At 65.1% G+C, this 19,810-nt stretch carries 20 protein-coding genes; 11 read left to right on the top strand and 9 right to left on the bottom strand.

The window, feature by feature from the left end:
• Window positions 1–81: 81 nt before the first annotated feature.
• The 8 genes from fae to C0Z16_RS13245 form a co-directional block, all read right to left on the bottom strand.
• Window positions 82–591 carry a formaldehyde-activating enzyme gene (gene fae / locus C0Z16_RS13280; protein WP_102632619.1) on the bottom strand — a complete coding sequence of 170 codons (510 nt, stop codon included), beginning with the start codon at window positions 589–591 and terminating at the stop codon, window positions 82–84.
• Window positions 592–694: 103 nt separating this feature from the next.
• On the bottom strand, window positions 695–1,678 hold the full coding sequence (locus C0Z16_RS13275; protein ID WP_102632825.1) for a triphosphoribosyl-dephospho-CoA synthase: 984 nt from the start codon (window positions 1,676–1,678) through the stop codon (window positions 695–697).
• Window positions 1,671–2,735, bottom strand: coding sequence for an ATP-grasp domain-containing protein (locus C0Z16_RS13270; RefSeq protein ID WP_102632618.1), 1,065 nt, complete (start codon window positions 2,733–2,735; stop codon window positions 1,671–1,673). Before C0Z16_RS13270 ends, C0Z16_RS13275 begins: the two co-directional genes overlap by 8 nt.
• Complete coding sequence (gene mch / locus C0Z16_RS13265) at window positions 2,732–3,763, bottom strand: methenyltetrahydromethanopterin cyclohydrolase (RefSeq protein ID WP_102632617.1); 1,032 nt, start codon at window positions 3,761–3,763, stop codon at window positions 2,732–2,734. Before mch ends, C0Z16_RS13270 begins: the two co-directional genes overlap by 4 nt.
• Window positions 3,738–4,973: an ATP-grasp domain-containing protein gene (locus tag C0Z16_RS13260; RefSeq protein WP_102632616.1), complete on the bottom strand. Its 1,236-nt coding sequence runs from the start codon at window positions 4,971–4,973 to the stop codon at window positions 3,738–3,740. The genes mch and C0Z16_RS13260 overlap by 26 nt, the downstream gene beginning before the upstream one ends.
• 80 nt (window positions 4,974–5,053) lie before the next feature.
• Entirely contained in the window at window positions 5,054–5,995 is a 942-nt protein-coding gene (locus C0Z16_RS13255; protein ID WP_102632615.1) for an NAD(P)-dependent methylenetetrahydromethanopterin dehydrogenase, read from the bottom strand.
• A gap of 288 nt (window positions 5,996–6,283) precedes the next feature.
• Window positions 6,284–7,312, bottom strand: coding sequence for a beta-ribofuranosylaminobenzene 5'-phosphate synthase family protein (locus C0Z16_RS13250; RefSeq protein ID WP_102632614.1), 1,029 nt, complete (start codon window positions 7,310–7,312; stop codon window positions 6,284–6,286).
• Window positions 7,313–7,462: 150 nt separating this feature from the next.
• Window positions 7,463–7,873, bottom strand: coding sequence for a 4a-hydroxytetrahydrobiopterin dehydratase (locus C0Z16_RS13245; protein WP_102632613.1), 411 nt, complete (start codon window positions 7,871–7,873; stop codon window positions 7,463–7,465).
• Between the two features lie 575 nt (window positions 7,874–8,448).
• Here C0Z16_RS13245 and C0Z16_RS13240 point away from each other — a divergent pair.
• From C0Z16_RS13240 to C0Z16_RS13190, 11 genes are all read left to right on the top strand, one after another.
• The gene (locus C0Z16_RS13240; RefSeq protein ID WP_407070672.1) at window positions 8,449–10,215 is read left to right on the top strand and encodes a methanol/ethanol family PQQ-dependent dehydrogenase; all 1,767 of its coding nucleotides are present in this window, start codon (window positions 8,449–8,451) and stop codon (window positions 10,213–10,215) included.
• Window positions 10,216–10,399: 184 nt separating this feature from the next.
• The gene (locus C0Z16_RS13235; RefSeq protein ID WP_102632611.1) at window positions 10,400–10,819 is read left to right on the top strand and encodes a c-type cytochrome; all 420 of its coding nucleotides are present in this window, start codon (window positions 10,400–10,402) and stop codon (window positions 10,817–10,819) included.
• A 30-nt stretch (window positions 10,820–10,849) separates the two neighbouring features.
• Window positions 10,850–11,764, top strand: a complete 915-nt coding sequence (locus C0Z16_RS13230; protein ID WP_102632610.1) for a substrate-binding domain-containing protein — start codon at window positions 10,850–10,852, stop codon at window positions 11,762–11,764.
• Window positions 11,761–12,600, top strand: a complete 840-nt coding sequence (locus tag C0Z16_RS13225; protein WP_102632609.1) for a hypothetical protein — start codon at window positions 11,761–11,763, stop codon at window positions 12,598–12,600. Before C0Z16_RS13230 ends, C0Z16_RS13225 begins: the two co-directional genes overlap by 4 nt.
• A 13-nt stretch (window positions 12,601–12,613) precedes the next feature.
• On the top strand, window positions 12,614–13,600 hold the full coding sequence (locus tag C0Z16_RS13220; RefSeq protein ID WP_102632608.1) for a LysR family transcriptional regulator: 987 nt from the start codon (window positions 12,614–12,616) through the stop codon (window positions 13,598–13,600).
• Window positions 13,601–13,658: 58 nt separating this feature from the next.
• On the top strand, window positions 13,659–14,678 hold the full coding sequence (locus C0Z16_RS13215) for an AAA family ATPase (protein ID WP_102632607.1): 1,020 nt from the start codon (window positions 13,659–13,661) through the stop codon (window positions 14,676–14,678).
• 3 nt (window positions 14,679–14,681) lie between these two features.
• Window positions 14,682–15,545, top strand: a complete 864-nt coding sequence (locus C0Z16_RS13210) for a DUF58 domain-containing protein (protein WP_102632606.1) — start codon at window positions 14,682–14,684, stop codon at window positions 15,543–15,545.
• Window positions 15,542–16,477: a calcium incorporation protein MxaA gene (locus C0Z16_RS13205; RefSeq protein WP_102632605.1), complete on the top strand. Its 936-nt coding sequence runs from the start codon at window positions 15,542–15,544 to the stop codon at window positions 16,475–16,477. The genes C0Z16_RS13210 and C0Z16_RS13205 overlap by 4 nt, the downstream gene beginning before the upstream one ends.
• Window positions 16,474–17,460 carry a vWA domain-containing protein gene (locus C0Z16_RS13200; RefSeq protein ID WP_102632604.1) on the top strand — a complete coding sequence of 329 codons (987 nt, stop codon included), beginning with the start codon at window positions 16,474–16,476 and terminating at the stop codon, window positions 17,458–17,460. The genes C0Z16_RS13205 and C0Z16_RS13200 overlap by 4 nt, the downstream gene beginning before the upstream one ends.
• A complete protein-coding gene (locus C0Z16_RS13195) occupies window positions 17,457–18,029 on the top strand; it encodes an MxaK protein (RefSeq protein ID WP_102632603.1) in 573 nt (190 codons plus the stop codon). Before C0Z16_RS13200 ends, C0Z16_RS13195 begins: the two co-directional genes overlap by 4 nt.
• A gap of 44 nt (window positions 18,030–18,073) precedes the next feature.
• A complete protein-coding gene (locus C0Z16_RS13190) occupies window positions 18,074–19,087 on the top strand; it encodes a vWA domain-containing protein (protein ID WP_244201238.1) in 1,014 nt (337 codons plus the stop codon).
• On the opposite strand, the gene C0Z16_RS13185 is transcribed toward C0Z16_RS13190, so the two are convergent.
• Window positions 19,059–19,703: a helix-turn-helix transcriptional regulator gene (locus C0Z16_RS13185; RefSeq protein WP_102632602.1), complete on the bottom strand. Its 645-nt coding sequence runs from the start codon at window positions 19,701–19,703 to the stop codon at window positions 19,059–19,061. The genes C0Z16_RS13190 and C0Z16_RS13185 overlap by 29 nt on opposite strands.
• Between the last annotated feature and the right edge of the window lie 107 nt (window positions 19,704–19,810).

Genomic DNA, 19,810 nt, shown 5'->3' with positions numbered 1-19,810 from the left:
TGCCTCTATGAGAGCAATTGCACCATGCGAAGACCCGCGCCGGCAGCGCAAACGCTGCGCCGCCGCGCGGGCCGCGCGCCGTCAGTTCGGTGCGAACGGGTGCGCCACGGTGCTCTTCTTCGAAACGACCTCGGCGGCGGTCGGCTCACCCCTGACCGCGCGTTGAATCGCCTCGCGCGTCGCCTTGTAGTTGTACTCCTGGATCTTCTTGTCGTCCTCCGCCTGCCAGTGAATGAAGACGCCGACGCACAGGAACAGATCGTCCGCCTCGTCCTGCGGGATTGTGCCGTCCTCGACGCTGTCGGCGACAGCGAGCGCGACGGCATGCTGCGCAGGCCCGAACATCTGCACGGCCTGCTTTGCGCCCTTGATCGTCACCTTGTTGAAAAGGATCGTGTTGGGTTTGGTGAGCAGGTTCGGTGCGACGACCGCGAGCAGCGATGTGAAGCCGTCCTTATTGTTGGTGAGCGCATTGCAGAATGCGGTTTCCGCAGCGGAACCTCGCGGTCCGATCAGCAAGTCGATGTGTGCGACCTCGTTGCCGTCGCCGACGAGCGACTCTCCTATCAGGACGCGGTTGATCTTGGCCATGCTGTTCCTCCGATGAGTGGAATGGGACTTGCCGACTAACTGAACGCCGCCTGTGACGGTCCTCGTCCGTGATCGCCTGGCGGCGGGTTGATGCACGGTGGGACTAACTAACAGAATCCGTGCCAGTGGGCGGCGCGCCCGCCCCGCAGGGCGCGCGGATCGCGCTGGCTGGCTGTGCGAGGCAGCCCGCTACGAACAGCGTGGCGACCGTCAGGTCCGCGCTGGTGCCGGGATTGATGGCGCCGGCCTTCATTTCGGCGTCCCATGCATCGAGCGACTCGCGCGCAGCGCCGGGGTCCGCTTGCGTGAGCGCGCGGCGCCATTGCGCGTGCTGTTCGCGTGCCGCAAGCGTGACACTCTGCGCCACGGCCGCGCCGTGCTTACGCACAATGTGCGAGTCGGGCCAGGCGCCGAGGAAAGCGAGAAAAACGTTGAGCGTCGCGACGTGCGGCTGATCCGAGGGGACTTCGCGAAACGCTGCGAGCCCGGTCTCGAAGATGTCGCGGAAACCTTCGGCATATTGGCGGGCGATGCTGTCGCGCGCGGCGGCGAGCGTCATCGCGTCGCGCAGGCCGATTGTCGGCGCGTTGTGGACCGATTGCTCGGGCGCGTCGCCGAGGCCGCCTGGATTGGCGAGTGCGATCGCGCGGTAGGCGAGGCGCGCGTCGTCGAGATCGAGCCGCGCGAGCACGCGCCCGGTCGCGGCACACCAATCGGTGGCCGAAAGCGGGCACGCGGTTGCTTCGAGCGCCGCCGCGAGCGGCGCGACGAGCAGCAGGATGCCGAGGTTCGTATTGCAGCCGACCGCCGCGCGCGTGCGCGTGACGGCATCGAACACGCGCTGGCCTACCGGCGCACCGGGCGCGAGAAGCGCATCGGCGGCGACGTCGGCGCTGGCGATGAACTGCGCCGCGCTCATGCCGTGGCCTTCGCTATCGACGCTGACGTTGCCCGGCTTGGGCGTCTCTACATCGAGGCGGCAAGCAGTCAGGAAAGCCGCGCGAATCCGCGCGAGCGAGATCGCGGCTGGATCTTCGTCAGCGAGCCGACCAGGCGGATCGACGCAACCGCGCGGCGGCTCAGCCATGTCGTCCATGCAGCGCCAGGACCGCCGTCGCCGCTGCGTCGCCGCTCTGCGCGAGCGCCTGGCGTTGCGCGGGCAGTTTGCGAAGCAGCAAATCGTCGACGAGTGCCGCTGCGACGTCGATCGACGTCACCGATTGCAGGCCGCGCCATGCCGCCACGCCATTGACTTCGAGCACGAGCGGCGTGGCGGCATCGTGCGGATCGGGAATCAGGTCGACGCCCGCATAGTCGAGCCCGAGCGCCTCGGTGGCGCGCACGGCGGTTTGCGCGAGCGGGGCGTCGAGCTCGGCCGCTTCGCATACGGCGCCCTGCGCGAAGTTGTGAATCCAGTCCTTTCCGCCGACGCGCCGCATCGCCGCGACCGCGCGTCCGCCGATCACCAGCACGCGCCAGTCGAAGCCCGGATGGCCGCCATCGACATAACGCTGGAGATACGCCACTTGGCCGTACGGCTTCAGCGAGGGCAGCGGCGCAAGCGTGCGAGGGGGCGTCTTTCGTGCGCCGAGCCGTTTGAGTCCATGGCCTTGCGAGCCGAACAGCGGTTTGAGCACGACCTGGCGCCCTGCCGCGGCTTCGCGCATCAGCACACGCTGCGCGGACGCGGCCGATTCGCCGGCCCATGTCGCGGGCGTGGGCACGCCGTGGCGATGCAGCAAGAAGCTCGTCATCGATTTATCGACACTGCGTTCGATCGCGCGCGCGTCGTTGTAGACCGGCACGCCCGATTCGCGCAGCGCATGCAGGATGCCGAGGCGCAGCGTGACCTGCTCGAAGGTGCCGCCGGCGATGCCGCGCACGAACACCGCGTCGGGCAGCGTATGGCCGAAGCCAGGCAGCACCAGCCCATGCGGCTCCCACGTCGTATCGAACCGGCAGTCGGCCAGATCGATGCAGCGCGCTTCCGCGCCGCGCGCGCGGAAGGCCTTTTTCAGGCGTCCGGTGTGCCAGCCGGTTTCGTCGGCCATGATCGCGATGCGCAGCGGGCCTTGCGCACCCGACGCAGTGCCGTCTCTGCGGGAGGCGGGGTCGGCGGAAACCAGCGGTAAAGGCAGGCTCATGGCTTGCCGTTCCATTGATCGTGCAGCAAGGCCGCGTCGGTGGCGCCACCGTGATACGTTGCGCCGCTTTCGAGGCTGCTGACCCACACTTCGGCTGGAGCGAACAGCGCAGGATCGATCTGATAGAAGTCGTAGTTGAACGACGTGAAGATGTCCGCGAACGGACGGCCATGGTCGCGCGAGTTCGACGCGGGCAGTTCGGCGGCGAGCCGCCTTGCGACCGCATCGTGCTTCACCGTCAGATGCACGCGGCCGCCGTACAGGATCGCGTCGTTGGTGCGGCCCATCGCCTGAATGCCGTCCGGCGCGGGCGGCGGCAGGGGCGCCGAACCGCCGGCTTCCACGATTTCGTCTAGCGCGACGCCGAGCACGTGCGTCTTGTGCATCGCCACTTCGACCACTCGCGCCACCACCTGCACCGTTCCCGCCACAGACTGTGTCGGCGTCGTCACAAGTGTCAACCGTTCGGGCGCGAGGCCGCAGTCGTGCAGCACCTTGTCGATGACGACCTGCGGCGGCAGCCGGTCCACTTCGAGCACCAGCACGCCGCGCTCGTGATAATCGCGATAGCCGAGTTCTGCAAAAAGCGGCTCCTTGACGGCAAGCGCGCGCGCCGGGCCCGAGCCGAGCGAAAAGAACTTCTTGCCGCCCGTCTGTTCCTTCGTCGCGGCGAGGCTCCATCCCGCGTATTGGCTGGCGAGGCAGGCAAGTACCGGCCACGACGTGCGGACTTCGATTGTGCTCGGCCACAGCGGCTGTGCGTCCAGGCTCTCGCGCACCGTCACGTGGCCAAGGCCGCCCATGCAGATGCGCGCGATCAGCACGCCTGCCGCGACGCTGCCGGGCGCGGCCACGCCTGCATCGACGAGCGCCGTGCCGTTCTCCGTGCGGCTGACGGCGACGCCGAAGCGCGGCGCATCGTCCACGAGGCGCGCAACGAGGCGTTCGCTGAGGGCGTTGACGCTCAGCGCGGCGGCATCCGCGAGCGGCGGCGTGGATTCGTCAGGAGTGGCAGTGGATGAAGGCATAGTCGGGCTCATAACAGGGCTCATGGCCAGGCTCATGGCAGGTTTCGATTCGTTGCAGAACCAGCGCGTGCTGCGCGTCGAGCGCATAGCGCACCGCATCCACCGAAGCCGCGCGCACGAGCAGCGTGCAGACCGGCTGGCCTGCTTCGATCCATGTGCCGGGCATCGGCACGTCGCGGCAGCGCGGGTCGCGCATGCAGGCGTCGCTGAACGCTTGCGAGACCGTGAAGGGGTGCGGCGCGAACAGCACCCGTTGACCGGCGCGCCATGTCGCGCGCGCTGGCTCCGCAGGCAGACGGCCGTGACGGCAGGCGTCGATATGACACGCGAGCAGGCCGCGCGGCCATGCATCTGGCGACGCGCTCTCGTAGAGCGTCATCGTCGATGAAGGGCGCGTGTTGATTTCGAGCAGTTCGAACGAATCGCCGTCGAGCAGAAAATCGCAGCTATTGATGCCGGTAAGGCCGACGCGCGCGCAAAGCGCGGCGATCGCCGCGCGCACACGCACCTCGACATGAGACGGCAGATCGATCGGACCGATCGATCCCGCGTGCACGAAAGGCAGGTTGCCCATTCTGCACGTGAGCTGTTCCGCGAAGCCGATCACGCGCGCGCTGCCGCGAGCGGCGATGAACAGGGCCGACAGCGCGCGGCCGCGGCTTTGCCGCTGGAAATAGGCTTGCGCGGGAACGCGCATATCGGAGGCCGGGGCGAGCGTGGCGAGCGGTTCGACATGCGTCCCGCCGCAACCGTCGGCACGCTTGACCAGCCAGCCTTGCGCAAGCGCGGGCCGCGTGAAGGCGACCGGCGGATGCGGAATATCGAGTTCGCCCAGCAGCGCGAAAAAGCGCCGCGGATCGCGCACCGCGGCGCTTGCGTCGACGGAATTGCCAATGAAGCGCGGCAGGCCAGGCACGCTGCACACTTGTGCGACGAACGGCTCGAGGCCGCTGCCGTCGATCCAGCCGATCATGCCCGGCAGCCGCGCGCTGCGTTCTAGAGCGTCGGTGAGCCGCGCGGCGTCGATCGACAACGGCGCGCCGCCGATGTCGAACCACAGCTCCGATGCATCGAGGGTGTCGCGATCGCCGAACACATCGAGCGCAACGACGCGCAAGCCCGCACGCGCGGCGGATTGCGCGAGCATCCGTGCGGACTGTCCGGCCACCGCGACGAACGGCGTACGCGATGAAGATGGACGCGAATTCATGGTTGCTCCAGCAACGGCGCAATGCCGCCTATGTAATGGGTCATGCAAGGTGTCGGGCAAAATTCCGCACAACCCGCCGCTCAACCGAGACCGGCCGCGACGGCGCGGGCCTCGTCGAACGCTTGGGGAAAACTCAGATAAACGGGCTTCCCGCCCGTGCGCATCCGCGTGAAGAGCCGGTGTTCCACCTGATACTTGACGTTGCCGATCGCCAGCGCGCCGATACCGATTGCGCCGCCGGCAGTCGGCACGCCCTCGATCGGCTTGCCGTCGTTCATCACGTTCACGCCGGCAATGCCTTCGGGCGGCACGGCGTTGACATCGGCGGCGATCAGCAGATGGCGGGCATGTTCGAGATCCTCGCGGCTCACCACCTGCACGCCGGCGACGGCGGTCGCCAGCACGATCTCGGCTTCGCCCAGCACCGTGCGCAGCTCGGCGGGGGTGGCCGTGCTCACACCCTTGGTCACGATGCCGAAGCGCTGATTGAGGTCGTCGCTCACGCGCACCGCACGCGCCTGGTCGGAATGGCTCGCAATCGACACATCTGCGCCGAGCGAGGCCGCCATCGCCGCGGCCACGCGCCCGACAGCGCCCGTGCCGCCGAGAATCAGCACGCGCTTGCCGCCCAGTTCCATCCCGTACGCCTTCGTCAGATGCCGCTCGGCCAGCGCGACGAGCGCGGCCGCGGTCGTGTACGCGCCGCTTGGATCGGCGAACACCGACACTTCGAACGGCGGGACCATGGCCTTGCGCGCAGTGTCGAGCATGTCGGCGGCAAGCATCACATCGCGCCCGCCGATGAAGATGCCGGTGCGCGCCACGCCTTTCGGGCCGCGCGAGAAGATCGCGTCCTGAGTCAGATTGGCGACCATCCCGGCTTCGACGTCGCAATACGGCACGATGATCTGATAGCCGGCGTCGGCGGCCATGTTCACGTCGAACGGACTCATCTGCGGGGTGGCCGTGAACATGTGAAGAATGTAGGGCCTTTCAGCGGGTTTTTCAGTGATGTCGGACATGGCAGGGGGCTCGTTTCAGTGGCGATCTCGTGGTCTGCGCAGCGGAAGGGCTGATAGCTGCCGCGCGCGGGCGCATGGGCAACGTGTGACACATATGGCGCATATCGCGCCGATGCCGTGTATGCCGCATGGTGCTGTGTGCCGTTGCGTCGCCGGCGGGGCGCGCCGGGCGTGCCGCCTGTTCGTGGGCCGCCCAATCGTGGGCCGCCCATTCGTGGGGCGAGCGTTCGTGAACCGCCCGTTCATGGGCCGCCCGGTGCGCGGGCCTCGGCGAGGAGTAAAGGCACTTCATGCTGCGTCGATGCGCTGGTGCTGCCGCGCTTGCGCGGAGCGTACGGTCGCGCCGCGATTCCGTCCGGCGACGAGCGTGCATTCGATATGCGGCATGCCGCGCGTGGCCTCGCGGGCGGCGGCGAGCGCACACTCGGCGTCACGCGCGCTGCCGACGATCGCAAAACCCGTCGGCCCCCACGAGCTCTGGCCGATGCCCGCGGTTCTCTGCGCGGCCACGGCGCGCAGCGCGCGTTCGACGTCGGGACTCGCGAACACGCCGCCTTGCACGGGCGCGAAGTATTCGCCAATGGTCTGCTGCATTTCGGTCAGTCCGTGCGCGAAGGGCACAATGTTGCGCTCGGCGGCGCCCGGCAGAATCTTCATCAGCACGAGGTGGCACAGATGCGCGGCGAGTCTCTGCGGGAACGGCGCGAGCGCGGCGAGACCGCGCCGTTCGTCGGCGCCGTGCAGGCCTTCGCGGGCGTTGTCGCTGACGAGCAGCACCCGCCAGTTCTCGGGAAACGGCTGGCGCGCGAGCAGCGGCGGCACGCCCGGATGCAGATCGCCCGACGGTCCGCCATCCACCAGCAGGCCGCCCGAATCGAAGCCGAGCACACCGATGCCCGAGCGCGCGCCGCGTCCGAGCAGGTTCGCCAGTTCCGCGCTGGTAGCGACGTGGCCCAGCAGACGAACGAACGCCATGCCGACGGCGAGCGCGAGTTGCGTCCCCGATCCGAGGCCGGCGTGGGCGCGCGGCGTCTGGGCAATGTCGATGGCGACGGGCGTCGGGTCATAGGCGGCGTGAAGCCGTTCGAGGCAGACCGCGATGCGCTCGCGCTCCGCATCGCTCACCGCGCCGCCAATGCGATCCCGTTCGGCGAGCCGTGCTTCGACGCGCGTGCCGCCGCCGTCGATCACGAGTCCGAGACTGCCGAACGCGCGTCCAAGCGAAGCGTTCGGGTCGAGGAAGCCCAGATGCAGCCGCGCCGGTGCATCGACCGTCACGGTGGCATCAGGCGGAAGGCGGCGAACGTGAAGCTGCATTGCGAGTGTCCTTGTTCGTGCGTGGCTCGATGTTGCCTGAGCCGGGTGGACCGCAAGAGCCGCCGTGGCGACAGCGTATGCCGTGGCGCGGCGGGCCGGCGGACGACTTCAAGCGAAAGCCGTACCAGGCCCGCGGCGCGACGCCTGGTTCTAGCCGCCCGCGGCGGTTCCCTCGGCCGGTTTCGGCGCGTCGTATTTGATGTAGCGAAAGCGCTGGTCGTCGCTTGGCGTGCCCTCGAGCGGACCGCCTTCGGTGGCCGGCTGCCACTGGATGAACGACTCGATCTTGGTGGCGAGTGCGAAGTCCTTGTCCGTGATGCCTTTCGCCGTATGCGTCTTGAGTTTCACGATTACGAATGCATAGGAGACCGTGAGATCCGGGTGATGCCAGGCGGCTTCCGCGAGATGGCCCACTGCGTTCACCACCATCAAGGTTCCCTTCCAGCCTTCCGTGCGGTATTTGCGCCGCAGCCAGCCGTCTTCGATGTACCAGTGCTGTAGCGGACCGGCGAGACGTTGCCGGATCTCGTCGTCGGAATAGACCTTTTCCGTATTTGCCATGATCGTTGCTCCGCGGATGTTGGATCGGCCGGTAAGACCGATGTTGCACTGCAAATGACGGGCCAATCGCAGGCCGCGTCGGGCGAAGATGTTCGCTCGCTGGATGCCTCGCGACGGACACGCTTCGTATCGGGGAATGACACAGTATGTCCCACATGCCGCGCTTCAGTGGTGTCACCCAGTGACACCGCCGAAGCGCCTCGCACACGATTGCCGTTTCATGTGGACGTCATGCGAACGTCACACGGCTATCGGGCAACGGCGCCGGCGAGGCCCGAGGCGCGGCGCGCGGCTCGATGCGGTGTGCCCGCGCGGCGTTTGCGGACCGCCTTCTGGCGGCGAACGCGGTTCGGTCTCGATGCAATACCGGCATGGAATATGCGTTGGCCGTCATGCGCCGCAAAACCCGACAACGATTGGGGCATGGCGCTGATCGTTACCCTGCATCCGTGAAGGCGCGCCCGGTGCGACGAGGTAGCGTGGGTCATTCGTGAGTTGAACAGCAAGACCATTCTGGAGGAGACATGAACTTACGCACCACGGTTCTTGGGCTCGCGATCCTCGCGTCGGCAGCCATGAGCTCTATCGTTGCACAGGCCGATTCGCAGCTCGATGGGCTCATCAAAAGTCCGTCGAACTGGGCGGCGCAGGCAGGCGATTATGCGAATCACCGCTACAGCCCACTCAAGCAGATCAACGAAAACAACGTCGGAAAACTACAGGTCGCCTGGACCATGTCGACCGGCGTGCTGCGCGGCCATGAAGGCTCGCCGCTCGTGATCGGCGACACGATGTATATCCACTCGCCGTTCCCTAACAAGGTGATTGCGATCAACCTGAAGGATCAAACATTCCTCTGGCAGTATCAGCCGAAGCAGGATGAGTCGGTTGTGTCCGTGATGTGTTGCGATACGGTCAATCGCGGGCTCGCGTATGGCGACGGCAAGATCTTCCTGCAACAGGCCGACACCAAGCTCGTCGCATTGAACGCGAAAACGGGCGAAGTGGTCTGGACCGCGCAGAACGGCAACCCGAAAGCCGGCGAAACCAACACCAATGCGCCGCACGTATTCGGCGACAAGGTGCTGACCGGCATCTCGGGTGGCGAGTTCGGCGTGCGCGGACGTCTGATCGCGTATGACGTGAAAACCGGCAAGCCGGTCTGGACCGCGTACAGCACGGGCCCGGACAAGGACATGCTGATGGACCCCGACAAGACGATGACCTACGCCGACGGCAAGATGGTGCCGGTGGGCGCGGATTCGTCGCTGAAGTCCTGGAAGGGCGATCAGTGGAAGCTGGGCGGCGGCACCACGTGGGGCTGGTATGCGTGGGATCCGAAGCTCAACCTTGTCTACTACGGTACCGGCAATCCGGGCACATGGAACCCGACGCAACGTCCGGGTGACAACAAGTGGTCGATGTCGATCATGGCCCGCGACCTGAATACGGGCATGGCGAAGTGGGTCTATCAGATGACGCCGCACGACGAGTGGGACTACGACGGCGTGAATGAAATGATCCTGTCGGACCTGAACATCGACGGCAAGAAAGTGCCTTCCATCGTTCACTTCGACCGCAATGGTTTCGGCTACACGTTGAATCGCGAAACTGGACAACTGCTCGTCGCGCAGAAGTTCGATCCGGCGGTGAACTGGGCCGACCGTGTCGACATGAAGAGCGGCAAGCCGATTCGCAACGCGGCGTATTCCACGCAGGCAGCGGGCTCGGACCACAACGTGAAGGGCATCTGTCCGGCGGCGCTCGGCTCGAAGGACCAGCAGCCCGCGGCGTATGACCCGAACTCGAGCCTCTTCCTCGTGCCGACCAACCACGTCTGCATGGACTATGAGCCGTTCGATGTCGACTACGTGTCCGGTCAGCCATATGTAGGCGCAACGCTGTCGATGTATCCGGGCCCGAACGAGCAGAACGCGATGGGCAATTTCATTGCGTGGGATGCCTCGAAGGGCAAGATCGTCTGGTCCAAGCCGGAGAAGTTCTCGGTGTGGTCGGGCGCCCTCGCGACTGCGGGCGGCGTGGCCTTCTACGGCACGCTTGAAGGCTACCTGAAGGCAGTCCGCATCAAGGACGGCAAGGAACTGTGGCGCTTCAAGACCCCGTCGGGGATCATCGGCAACGTGTTTACGTACGAGTACCAGGGCAAGCAGTATGTAGGCGTCTACTCGGGCATTGGCGGCTGGGCCGGCATCGGCATGGCGGCGGGTCTCGAGAAGTCGACTGAAGGCCTGGGCGCGGTGGGCGGTTATCGTGAACTCGCGAAGTACACGGCGCTCGGCGGCACGCTCTTTGTCTTCGCCATTCCCGGCGGCAACAGTTAAACGCCGGGCCGTTTGAGTCGTGCGGCCGGTTTGCCCTTGTGAAGTATCGGGCAGCCGGCAGTGCGATTCAGTCCAATCAGTTAAATACAGTTTTGCATACGAGTTATCGGGTCCGCGCGGTTGCACGGATGCGCCGGTGAAACGCATCGAGGCGCGGCCCTAATCAATAAGGAGACGTTTGCATATGAAAGGCCGATCAATCTTGTTGCGGGCGGTGGTGCCCGTCCTTTTCGTCGTGCTGCCTGTCACGTACGCCCAGACCAATCCCGCGATTGCCCAGGTGGCGTACAAGGTGGTCGATGGCAGCAAGGTGGACAGCAACACGTTGCAAGGATGGAAGACCTGGCGCGCGCTTGCCTGTGAACGCTGCCACGGCGCGCAGCAGCAGGGCATGGTGGGACCGTCGCTGGTCGAAGCGTTCAAGACGCTCGACAAGAACGAATTTCACCGCACCGTATTCGGTGGGCGGGTCGAGAAGGGCATGCCCGACTTCAGTTCCAGCCAGATGATGCAGAAGAACTGGGAGAATCTTTACGCCTATCTGAAAGGGCGCTCGGACGGGCAGATCAAGCCCGGCGATCTGCAGGCCATCGACGCGAAATAACGCCGGCGGTTCCACTTCAGGAGGTGATCGATGCGTCATCGCAAACTAATGCACGCGCATGCCGCGCTGATGGCCGCCGCGCTTTGCTATGCAGCGTTGGCCAGTGGCGCGGTGCGCGCCCAGGGCGAGGCGGCGCTGCCGAACAACGACGGCGCCGACGGCGTGCTGCGAGTCTGCGCGGACCCGAACAACATGCCTTTGTCAAACAACAAGGGCGAGGGTTACGAGAATCGCATCGCGAGCCAGATGGCGAGCGATTTCGGCTACAAGCTCGAATACACCTATTTCCCGCAGCGCATGGGCTTCGTGCGCCACACGCTGCGCGAGAAGGTTGCAGACAGCGGGCGCTACAAATGCGATCTGATCATCGGCGTGCCGAAAGGCTACGACATGACCTCGACGACGCAGCCATATCTGCGCTCGACCTATGCGATGGTGTTCAGGAAGCGGCCCGAGCTGGCGGGCATCAATACGCCGGACGATCTGCTGAAACTGCCGCCGGACCAGTTGCACAAGCTGCGCTTCGGCATCTTCTCGCAGACGCCCGCGGTCGACTGGCTGCTCGGTCATAACCTGATCGATCAGGCGGTCTCATATCAGGTGCAAAGCGGCGATCCGCAGGAGTATCCCGGTCAGATGATCGAAAAGGATCTGCAGGCGGGCAATGTCGACGTCGTCTTTCTGTGGGGACCGATTGCGGGTTACTTCGCGAAGCGCTCCGGGGATTCGGTGAAGCTCGTGCCGTTCCCGGCGGCGCCCGGCATCCGCTTCGACTATACGATCTCGATGGGTGTGCGCTACGGCGAAAAAGCGTGGAAGGACAAGGTCGATCAATGGATCGGCGCGAACCACGAGAAGATCGACAGCATTCTGACGAGTTATGAAGTGCCGCTTCTGAAGCCCGTCGATGCGCCGGCCGGCAAGCCTGCGGATGCATCGCCATGAGAGCAGCGCGCGGCGATCTGCGCCGCGAACGGCGGCGCGTGCTCGCGGTGTGCGCCGCGAGCTGCATGACATTCCTTACGTGCGTGACGTGCTTCACGGGCGAGGTGCATGCGGCGGCGCCTGCGCCGGGCAGTGGCGATATTTCCAAGGCCGAACAGCTTATCTTCACGACCGATCATCTTCATGGCATTGCGCAGCAAACCGAGCTCGACTACGCGCTGCTCAGTTCTGACCCGCCCGCGCACGGCACCGACATCGTCAAGGTGCTAGTAGTGAGCCCGGACAACGCGAAGGGTGATGCCCAGGTGTCCGACCACAGCGGCGCGGTGCCGTTGCCAAACGGTGGCTTGCAGTGCAATCCGGTGATCATCTATTTCCTCGAACGCGATATCGCCGAGATGGAGCGGCTGACGGGCGGCCAGCGCCGCTATTTCCAGCAGCGCCTGCGGCTCGCGCTCGCCGCCAACCCGAAGATCGAAACGGTGACGAGCCAGATCGACGGCAAGCCGGTGAAGGCGCAACAGATTGTCGTGCAGCCGTATCTCGGCGATCCCAACGCCGAACGCTTCGCTCAATACATCGGGAAGCGCTACACGTTCCTGATCGCCGATACCGTACCGGGCGAAGTCGCGCTGATTCGTACCGACGTGCCCGGCGCGAACAACGATTTCGTGCATCCGTTGCACAGCCGGACGCTGAGTTTTCAGGCGGTGTTGCGAAAACTGCCGCTGCCGCCGAATGGACCAAATACGCCCAATACGCCCAATACGCCGAACGCACCGCATGCGCCGAATGGGCCGGTAAAACCGTCGAACGCGCCGCGTGCGAGCCGTTAGCAGGCGCGCGGCCGTGAATTTCATCCGCTCGCTGACCTTGCGTCAATTGCAGATTTTCGTCGTGGCGAGCCGCTATACGAGTTTCGCGCGAGCCGCCGAGGAACTGCATCTGACGCAGCCGGCGGTATCGATGCAGATTCATCAACTGGAGGAGGCTGTCGGTCTGCGTCTGTTCGAGCGCATTGCACGCAAGCTGACGTTGACGGAGGCGGGTGAAAAGTTCAGTCACCACGCGAGCCGGATTCTCGGCGAAATCAAGGATGCCGAAGATGCGATGACGTCGCTCAAGCAGGCCGATAGTGGCTCGATTGCGGTGGGCATCGTCAGTTCGGCGACGTATTTCGCGCCGAAGCTGCTCGCCATGTATTCGCATCTGTACCCGAAGGTGGACGTGCATTTCTCGGTCGGCAACCGCGACGCGCTGCTGCGCCTTTTGCAGGACAACGCGATCGACCTTGCGATCATGGGGCGTCCGCCGCCGGAACTCGACACGACGACGGAGCCGCTCGCGTGGCATCCGCAAGTGGTGATCGCGCCGGTGGACCATCCGCTTGTCGACGCGCGGCGCTTCGATTTGCAGGAACTGCGCGGCGACACATTCCTGTTGCGCGAGCCCGGTTCGGGGACCCGCATGGCCGCGGAGGAAATGTTCCGGCAGCATCTTTTCACGCCCGCGAAAGTGGTCACGCTCGGCAGCAACGAGACGATCAAACAGGCGGTGATCGCGGGCATGGGCGTAAGTCTGATTTCGTTGCACACGCTGTTGCTGGAGCTGCGTACGAAGGAGCTTGCGTTGCTCGACGTCAACGGTACGCCGATCGAACGAACGTGGCAGATCGTTCATTTGCGCGCCAAGCAGCTATCGCCGACGTGCATGGTTTTCCGGCAGTTTCTGCTCGAGGAGGCCGCCGCTTATCTGGAGCGCGAGTATGCAGTGTTCGTTCCGTCGCCCGCGAAGTCGAGAGGGCTGATACGCGCAGTGGGCGACGGATCCGCATGAGCCGTTTTTCCGGCGGCGGCGCAGTGTGTGTGCGTGCCTGCCATAGGAGATTGCATCGATGGGTTCCAGCGAACAGCTTCAGGACTGGCGTCTGCATGCGTTGCAAATCGAGGACGAAGTCTCGAGCGTCGTGATCGGCCAGCAGCAGGTGATCCGTCTGATTACGGTGGCCTTGTTCGCGCGCGGTCACGTGCTGCTCGAAGGCGGTGTCGGCGTCGGCAAGACAACGGTGCTGCGCGCGTTCGCGCGTGTCGTGGGCGGCGAGTTCGAGCGTGTCGAAGGCACGATCGATCTGATGCCGGGCGACCTCGTCTATCACACGTACGTCGACGCCGAGGGCCGGCCGCGCATCGATCCGGGTCCGCTTCTTCGGCACGGCGAGGGCCTCACTACGTTCTTCTTCAACGAAATCAATCGCGCGCGTCCGCAGGTTCAGTCGCTGCTGTTGCGTGCGATGGCCGAGCGCTCCGTGTGGGCGTTCGATCGCGAATACCGCTTCCCCCATATGACGGTGTTCGCCGATCGCAACAAGGTCGAGAAGGAAGAGACGTTCGAGCTGGCGTCGGCGGCGCGTGACCGCTTCCTGTTCGAGCTGGGCATGCCGACGCCGGACGACGCCGAGGTGCGCCGCGCACTCGTCTTCGATGACGACTATCACGATGTCGACCGGTTGCTCGCGCGGCTTTCGCCCGCGATCGTGCCGTGGGAGCAGTTGAACCAGGTCGGCGCGGCGATCCAGCATAGTGTGCAATCGAGCGAAACGATCGAGCGCTACGTGCTCGACATCTGGCAGGCAACGGAAACCCCGCAGCGCTTCGGCATCGCGCTCGACGGCGTGGACATGGAGCGGCTGATCCTGGCGGGCGCGAGTCCGCGCGGCATGAGCGCGCTGTTGCGGGCGGCGCGCGTGGTGGCGTGGCTCGCGGGCCGCTCGCATCTGATTCCGGAAGACATTCATGCGGTGCTGTTGCCCGCGCTCGGGCATCGCGTGTTCTTCACGCCGATCTACGAACTGCGCCGTCAGGAACTCTCGGAAGCACTGACCGCACAGATCGTCGACAGGCTCGCCGTGCCCTGAACCATGAACGGGATATCGGAATTTCACTACCGCTTGCCGATGCGCGCGTCCGGGTTTCGTCCCGGCTCGCATCGGGGATCGAGCTTTGGCGCGGGCCAGGAATTTGCAATGCACGGCCGCCTGTTCGATTATCCGGACCCGCGGCGCCTCGATCTGCGAGCGAGCGTGCGCGCGGCGCGCTCCGAGTGGCTGGTGCGGGTGCATTTGCAGCGCGCGGCGGTGCCGGTGCAGGTGCTTGTCGATGTATCCGCGTCGATGCACTTCGGCACGCGTGAGACGAAGTTGCAGGTCGCCGCGGACTTCGTCGAAGCGTTGGGATACAGCGCGTTTCGCGTTGGCGATCCGTTGGGCATGCTGGCCTTCGATACCCACGCACGCGACGATCTCTTCATGCCGGCGCGCTCGGGCCGGGGCATCGGCAACCTGCTCGCGACAATGCTGCGGGAAAGCACGAGCGTGGCCTCCGGCGGCGGCAATATCGAGGCGCTGCAACGCATTGCATCGACACTCGCGGGCCGCCAGGCGCTGGTCTTTCTCGTCTCCGATTTTCACTGGCCGCTCGGCGGCTTGCCGGCCGTGCTCGATCTGCTGGTGCATGCGTACGTGGTGCCCATCGTCGTGTGGGACGCCGCCGAGATTGCGCCGCCCGACGGTGGGCCGCTGCTTGCCGTCAGCGACGCCGAATCCGGCGCGCGGCGCACGCTGTGGCTGCGCGGCAGCGTGCGCGAACGTTGGCGTGAAGGCGTCGTGCGACGTCGTGCGGAACTATCGCGGATCTTCGGCAAGCGCGGAATCGAGCCGTTCTACATGGAGAGCGCTTTCGATCCGGAGGCCATGTCGCGCTACTTTCTGGAGGCGGTCGCATGAACGCTGTCGGTCGACTGCGCCGGATGCGTGCCGCGATGACGCTCATCGTTTTGCTACTGTTCGTCTCGGCGATGCTGACGCCGGCTACGAACATCGCAGCGGCGACCGGCGCGGTCTTTCAGCCGACGGTTCAGCAGCCGCGCGCATTCGGCTATCTGCTCGGCGACGTGCTCACGCAACGCATTCTGCTGCAAGACGGCGATCATGATGTGGACTCCGTCGCGCCGCCCTCGATAGGCCGCACCGATGCATGGCTCGAGCGTCGGCGTGTTCGCCTCGAAACCGATGCCGACGGTCGCAAATGGATGGCGATCGACTACCAGATCGTCAACGTGCCGCCGACGCTCACGCAAATCGCGTTGCCGGCGCTGACGTTGACCGCGTCGTCCGGTGCCACGCTGCAGGTCGCACAGTGGCCCCTCAGTATTGGGCCCGCGACGCCCGTCAACGCCTTCAACGCGGGCGGTCTGCAATCGATGCGGCCCGACCGGCTGGCGCCACCAGTGCCGACCGCACCGCTGCGCCGGCAGGCAGGTTTCGCGCTCGGCTTGCTGTTGCTGAGCTTGCTGTCGTGGGCGCTGTGGTGGCTGTGGCGCAATGCCCGCGAATCGGCGCGGCTGCCATTCGCGCGCGCCTGGCGGCAGTTGCGGCGCATGCAGTGGTCCGCCGAGCCGCGCGCCGATGCATCCGCGGATGCATGGCTTTGCCTGCATCGCGCGCTGAACGAAACGGCGGGCCATGTCGTGCACGCGGGTTCTTTACCTGGGCTTTTCGTTCGAGCGCCGTATCTGCAACCGCAGCGCGCGCAACTCGAACAGTTCTACCGGCAATCGGCCGAGCGCTTCTTCACGCCTGCGTCGACGGCCGACGTTTATCCGCTGCGAGCGTTGTGCGAGGCACTGTATCGCGCGGAACAGCGCCATCAGCGATGACCATGCCATTCGATTTTGCGCATCCATGGTTGCTCGCGCTGCTGCCGCTAGCCATGCTGCCGCTGTTGCCGCGGCGCGGCGATACGCTCGTGTTTCCGTGGATCGCCTGGCTGCCTGACGATCGCGCCGGTCGTTGGATCGGCGCCATCGCTCAGGGCAGCGCGGTGCTGGCGATGTTCGCGATCGTGGTCGGCCTGGCCGGTCCTGGGCGCCCGCATCGGGAGGTGTCGCGCACGGGCAGCGGCGCGCAGATTCTCATTCTGATGGATCGCAGTGCAAGCATGGACGAGCCGATGAACAGCAAAGGTGTCGAAGTGACCGCGGGTGAATCGAAGAACAAGGTGGCGCGCGCTTCGTTGACCGAGTTCGTGGCGCAACGGCCGAACGACCGGCTCGCGTTCATGATGTTCGGCACGAGCCCGCTGCTTGCCATGCCGTTCACCTACGACCATCGCACAATCGACGCGGCTATCGCGGGCACGGCCGTGGGCCGCGGCATGCCGGACACGCAACTCGACCTTGGGCTGCTGACGGCGATCGGCGAGTTCAAAGAGCAACATTCGTCGAGCCGCCGAGCGATTGTGCTCGTCTCCGACGGCGGCGCGAGGCTCGACGCGCGCGTGCGGCAGCTCATCGCAAACGGGTTGCTGCGCGATCAGATCGCGCTTTACTTCATCTACTTGCGCAGCAGCATCTACAGTCCCGATCTGAACGCCGCGGTTCCCGCGAGCGAGTCTTCGGCTGAAGCGGAATTGCATCGCTATTTTCTGTCGCTGAAGACGCCTTATCGTTTGTTCCAAACCGGCAATGCAAAAGCGATGAGAGACGCAATGGCCGAGATCAACCGGCAGCAAAATGCGTTGACTACGTTCGTCGAGCGTTTGCCGCGCGAGGACTTGAGTCCGTACTGCTTCGCGGCCGCGCTCGCGGCTTGCGTGCTGCTGATGGCGTTGCGGCTCTTTCAGGTCAGGGTGTGGTCATGAAGCGCGCCTCGGTGCATATCATCTTCGCGACCGTCGCGCTGTGCTGCGCGGCAGTGGCGGCTTATGACTGGCTTCGCTTGCAGCACGCCCAGCAGGTGAATCAGTCGGTGACGGCTACTCTTACTGCGAACAAAACAGCGGCGAAAGCGACACCGCGTAGCGTGGTGAGCACCGAGGACGACGCTCCCCAAGTCAGGCTCGCGCGCGCAATCGCGCTGTCGAAAGAGGGCGCTTACGATGCGGCGGGACCGCTGTTCGAGTCGCTGATTCGCGACCAGCCTCTCGACGAAACCGGACGCGCGGCGTTGTTCGACTTGGGCAATCTGTACTTGCGTCAGGGAATCGGCCATAGCCCTTCCGGCGCGATTGAGTCACTGGCGATGGTCGAAGAGGCGAAGGCGCGCTACCGGACCTTGCTGCGCATTGCACCGGACGACTGGGACGCGCGCTACAACCTTGAACGGGCCTTGTGGCTCGCGCCCGAAACGCGTTCAGCGTCCGGCTCGCCTGACGTGAAGGAACAGCACAACGTCAAGGTGCGCGACCCGGAAAGCAGGGATTTGCCGTGATCCTCGGCGCGCAAATGCGTGGCTTCTTAGCGGGACGTCACTGGATGACGGTGGCCGCACTCGTGCTGCTCCTCATGGCGCTCACATTGCCTCCCGTGACGTTGCCGCGCAATGCGTCGAGCTACATCGTCACGTTGGATATCACGCAGAGCATGGATGTCGAGGATCTCGTATTGAATGGCGCACCGGTGAGCCGCCTCGTGTTCGCGCGGGCCGCGATGCGCGAGGCGCTCGGGCAATTGCCGTGCGGCTCGAAAGTCGGCTGGAGCGCGTTCACGGGGCAGCGCAGCTTTCTGCTGCTGTCGCCCGTCGAAGTCTGCGGCAACTACGATGCGCTGCTGGCCTCGCTCGATCGGATCGACGGGCGCATGCGCTGGACCAACTACAGCCGCATCGCCGAGGGCGGGGTCTATTCGGCGGTTCGCGTCGCGCAGGCCCTGGGTGACGGCGCCTCTGTGGTGTTCGTCACGGATGGGCAGGAGGCGCCGCCGCTCTTGCCGTCGGATGCGCTCAAGCAGGATATTAATCCCGCGCACGTGAAGGGCTGGCTGATCGGCGTTGGCGGCGATCAGCCAGCGCCCATTCCGCGCACCGATGCGGCCGGCAACCGCACCGGCTACTGGCAGGCGGGTGAGGTGGTCCAGGTTCCGCAGATGCACGCTTCGGAGACTCATGCGCAAAGCCACGAGGAATTGTCCGCGTTGCAGGGACATTATCTGGCGCAGGTGGCCGAACAGGTCGGCTTCGGTTATCGACGCCTTACGGACGCCGCTTCGTTGCGCGACGCGATGCTCGACGCGCGGCTCGCTCACCGCGAAAAAGTGCCGACCGATTTACGCTGGTGTCCCGCGCTGTTGGCGTTGCTGCTGCTCGTCTGGCGCTTCCTGCCGGGTACTGCCGTTTCTTCCGCGTCGATGCGCTTTGGCGCGCGCGTTTGGCCAGGCGTTGATCGTTCTGCGGGAGGCGTATCCCGCCGATCCGCACCATCCGTTCCGCGCGGCCCGCCAACCTCCCTTGCAACCAGGACACTCACGCGGCCGCGCCGCGCAGATCCCTGATGTGCTGATAGACGGTGGCGCGCCCCATCCCCAGCACGTTCGCCACATAGTTCGCGGCGCTTTTGCCCTTGAATGCGCCTTCGGCCCACAACGCTTCCACTAATTCCCGGCGATGGTCGCGCGTCAGCGAGTTCAACGCCAACTGGCGCTCCTGAAGCCAGGTGTGAAGAAACGTGTTGATGCGCTCCTGCCAGTCGTCCTTGAACAGTTCTTCAGGCTGCTTCACCACGCCCGCGCCTGAAATTACGCGGTCGATAACGTGCTTGACGTCCTCGAACACGGCGATGTTGTAGTTCACGCACATTACGCCAGCAGCAACGCGGGCGTCGTCGAAGAGTACGGTGCTCACGCAGCGCATGCGCCTGCCGTCCCAGTTGACCTTTTCATACGGACCGATGGTGCCCGACTCGACCGTATGATCGATTTCCTCCAGCGCGGATTCGTCGCCCAGTTCGCGCTTGGACAGATTGTTCGCTATGTACGCGACGGTCTGGCTTTGCAGGTCGTGAATGACAATTTCGACGTAGGGGAAAAAGAGCAGCGCGATGCCGTCGGCGACACGGCTGTACCGATCCAGAAGAAGCCGGCGTGCGGCCGTTGTCTTGGTCTTTCGCATAGGGATGGGTAAGTTCCAGTTTCGCAATGTCTGAAACGCGTTGTGTCGAGTGCTGCCAGGTCCGCGTTTTATGCGTCATTCTGCCATGAGCGACATATGCGTCCGCT

The sequence above is a fragment of the Paraburkholderia rhynchosiae genome, assembly GCF_002879865.1.
Lineage (GTDB): Bacteria > Pseudomonadota > Gammaproteobacteria > Burkholderiales > Burkholderiaceae > Paraburkholderia > Paraburkholderia rhynchosiae.
Note: the sequence above shows the minus strand (reverse complement) of the source record. Positions and strands in the feature narration are given on the sequence as shown.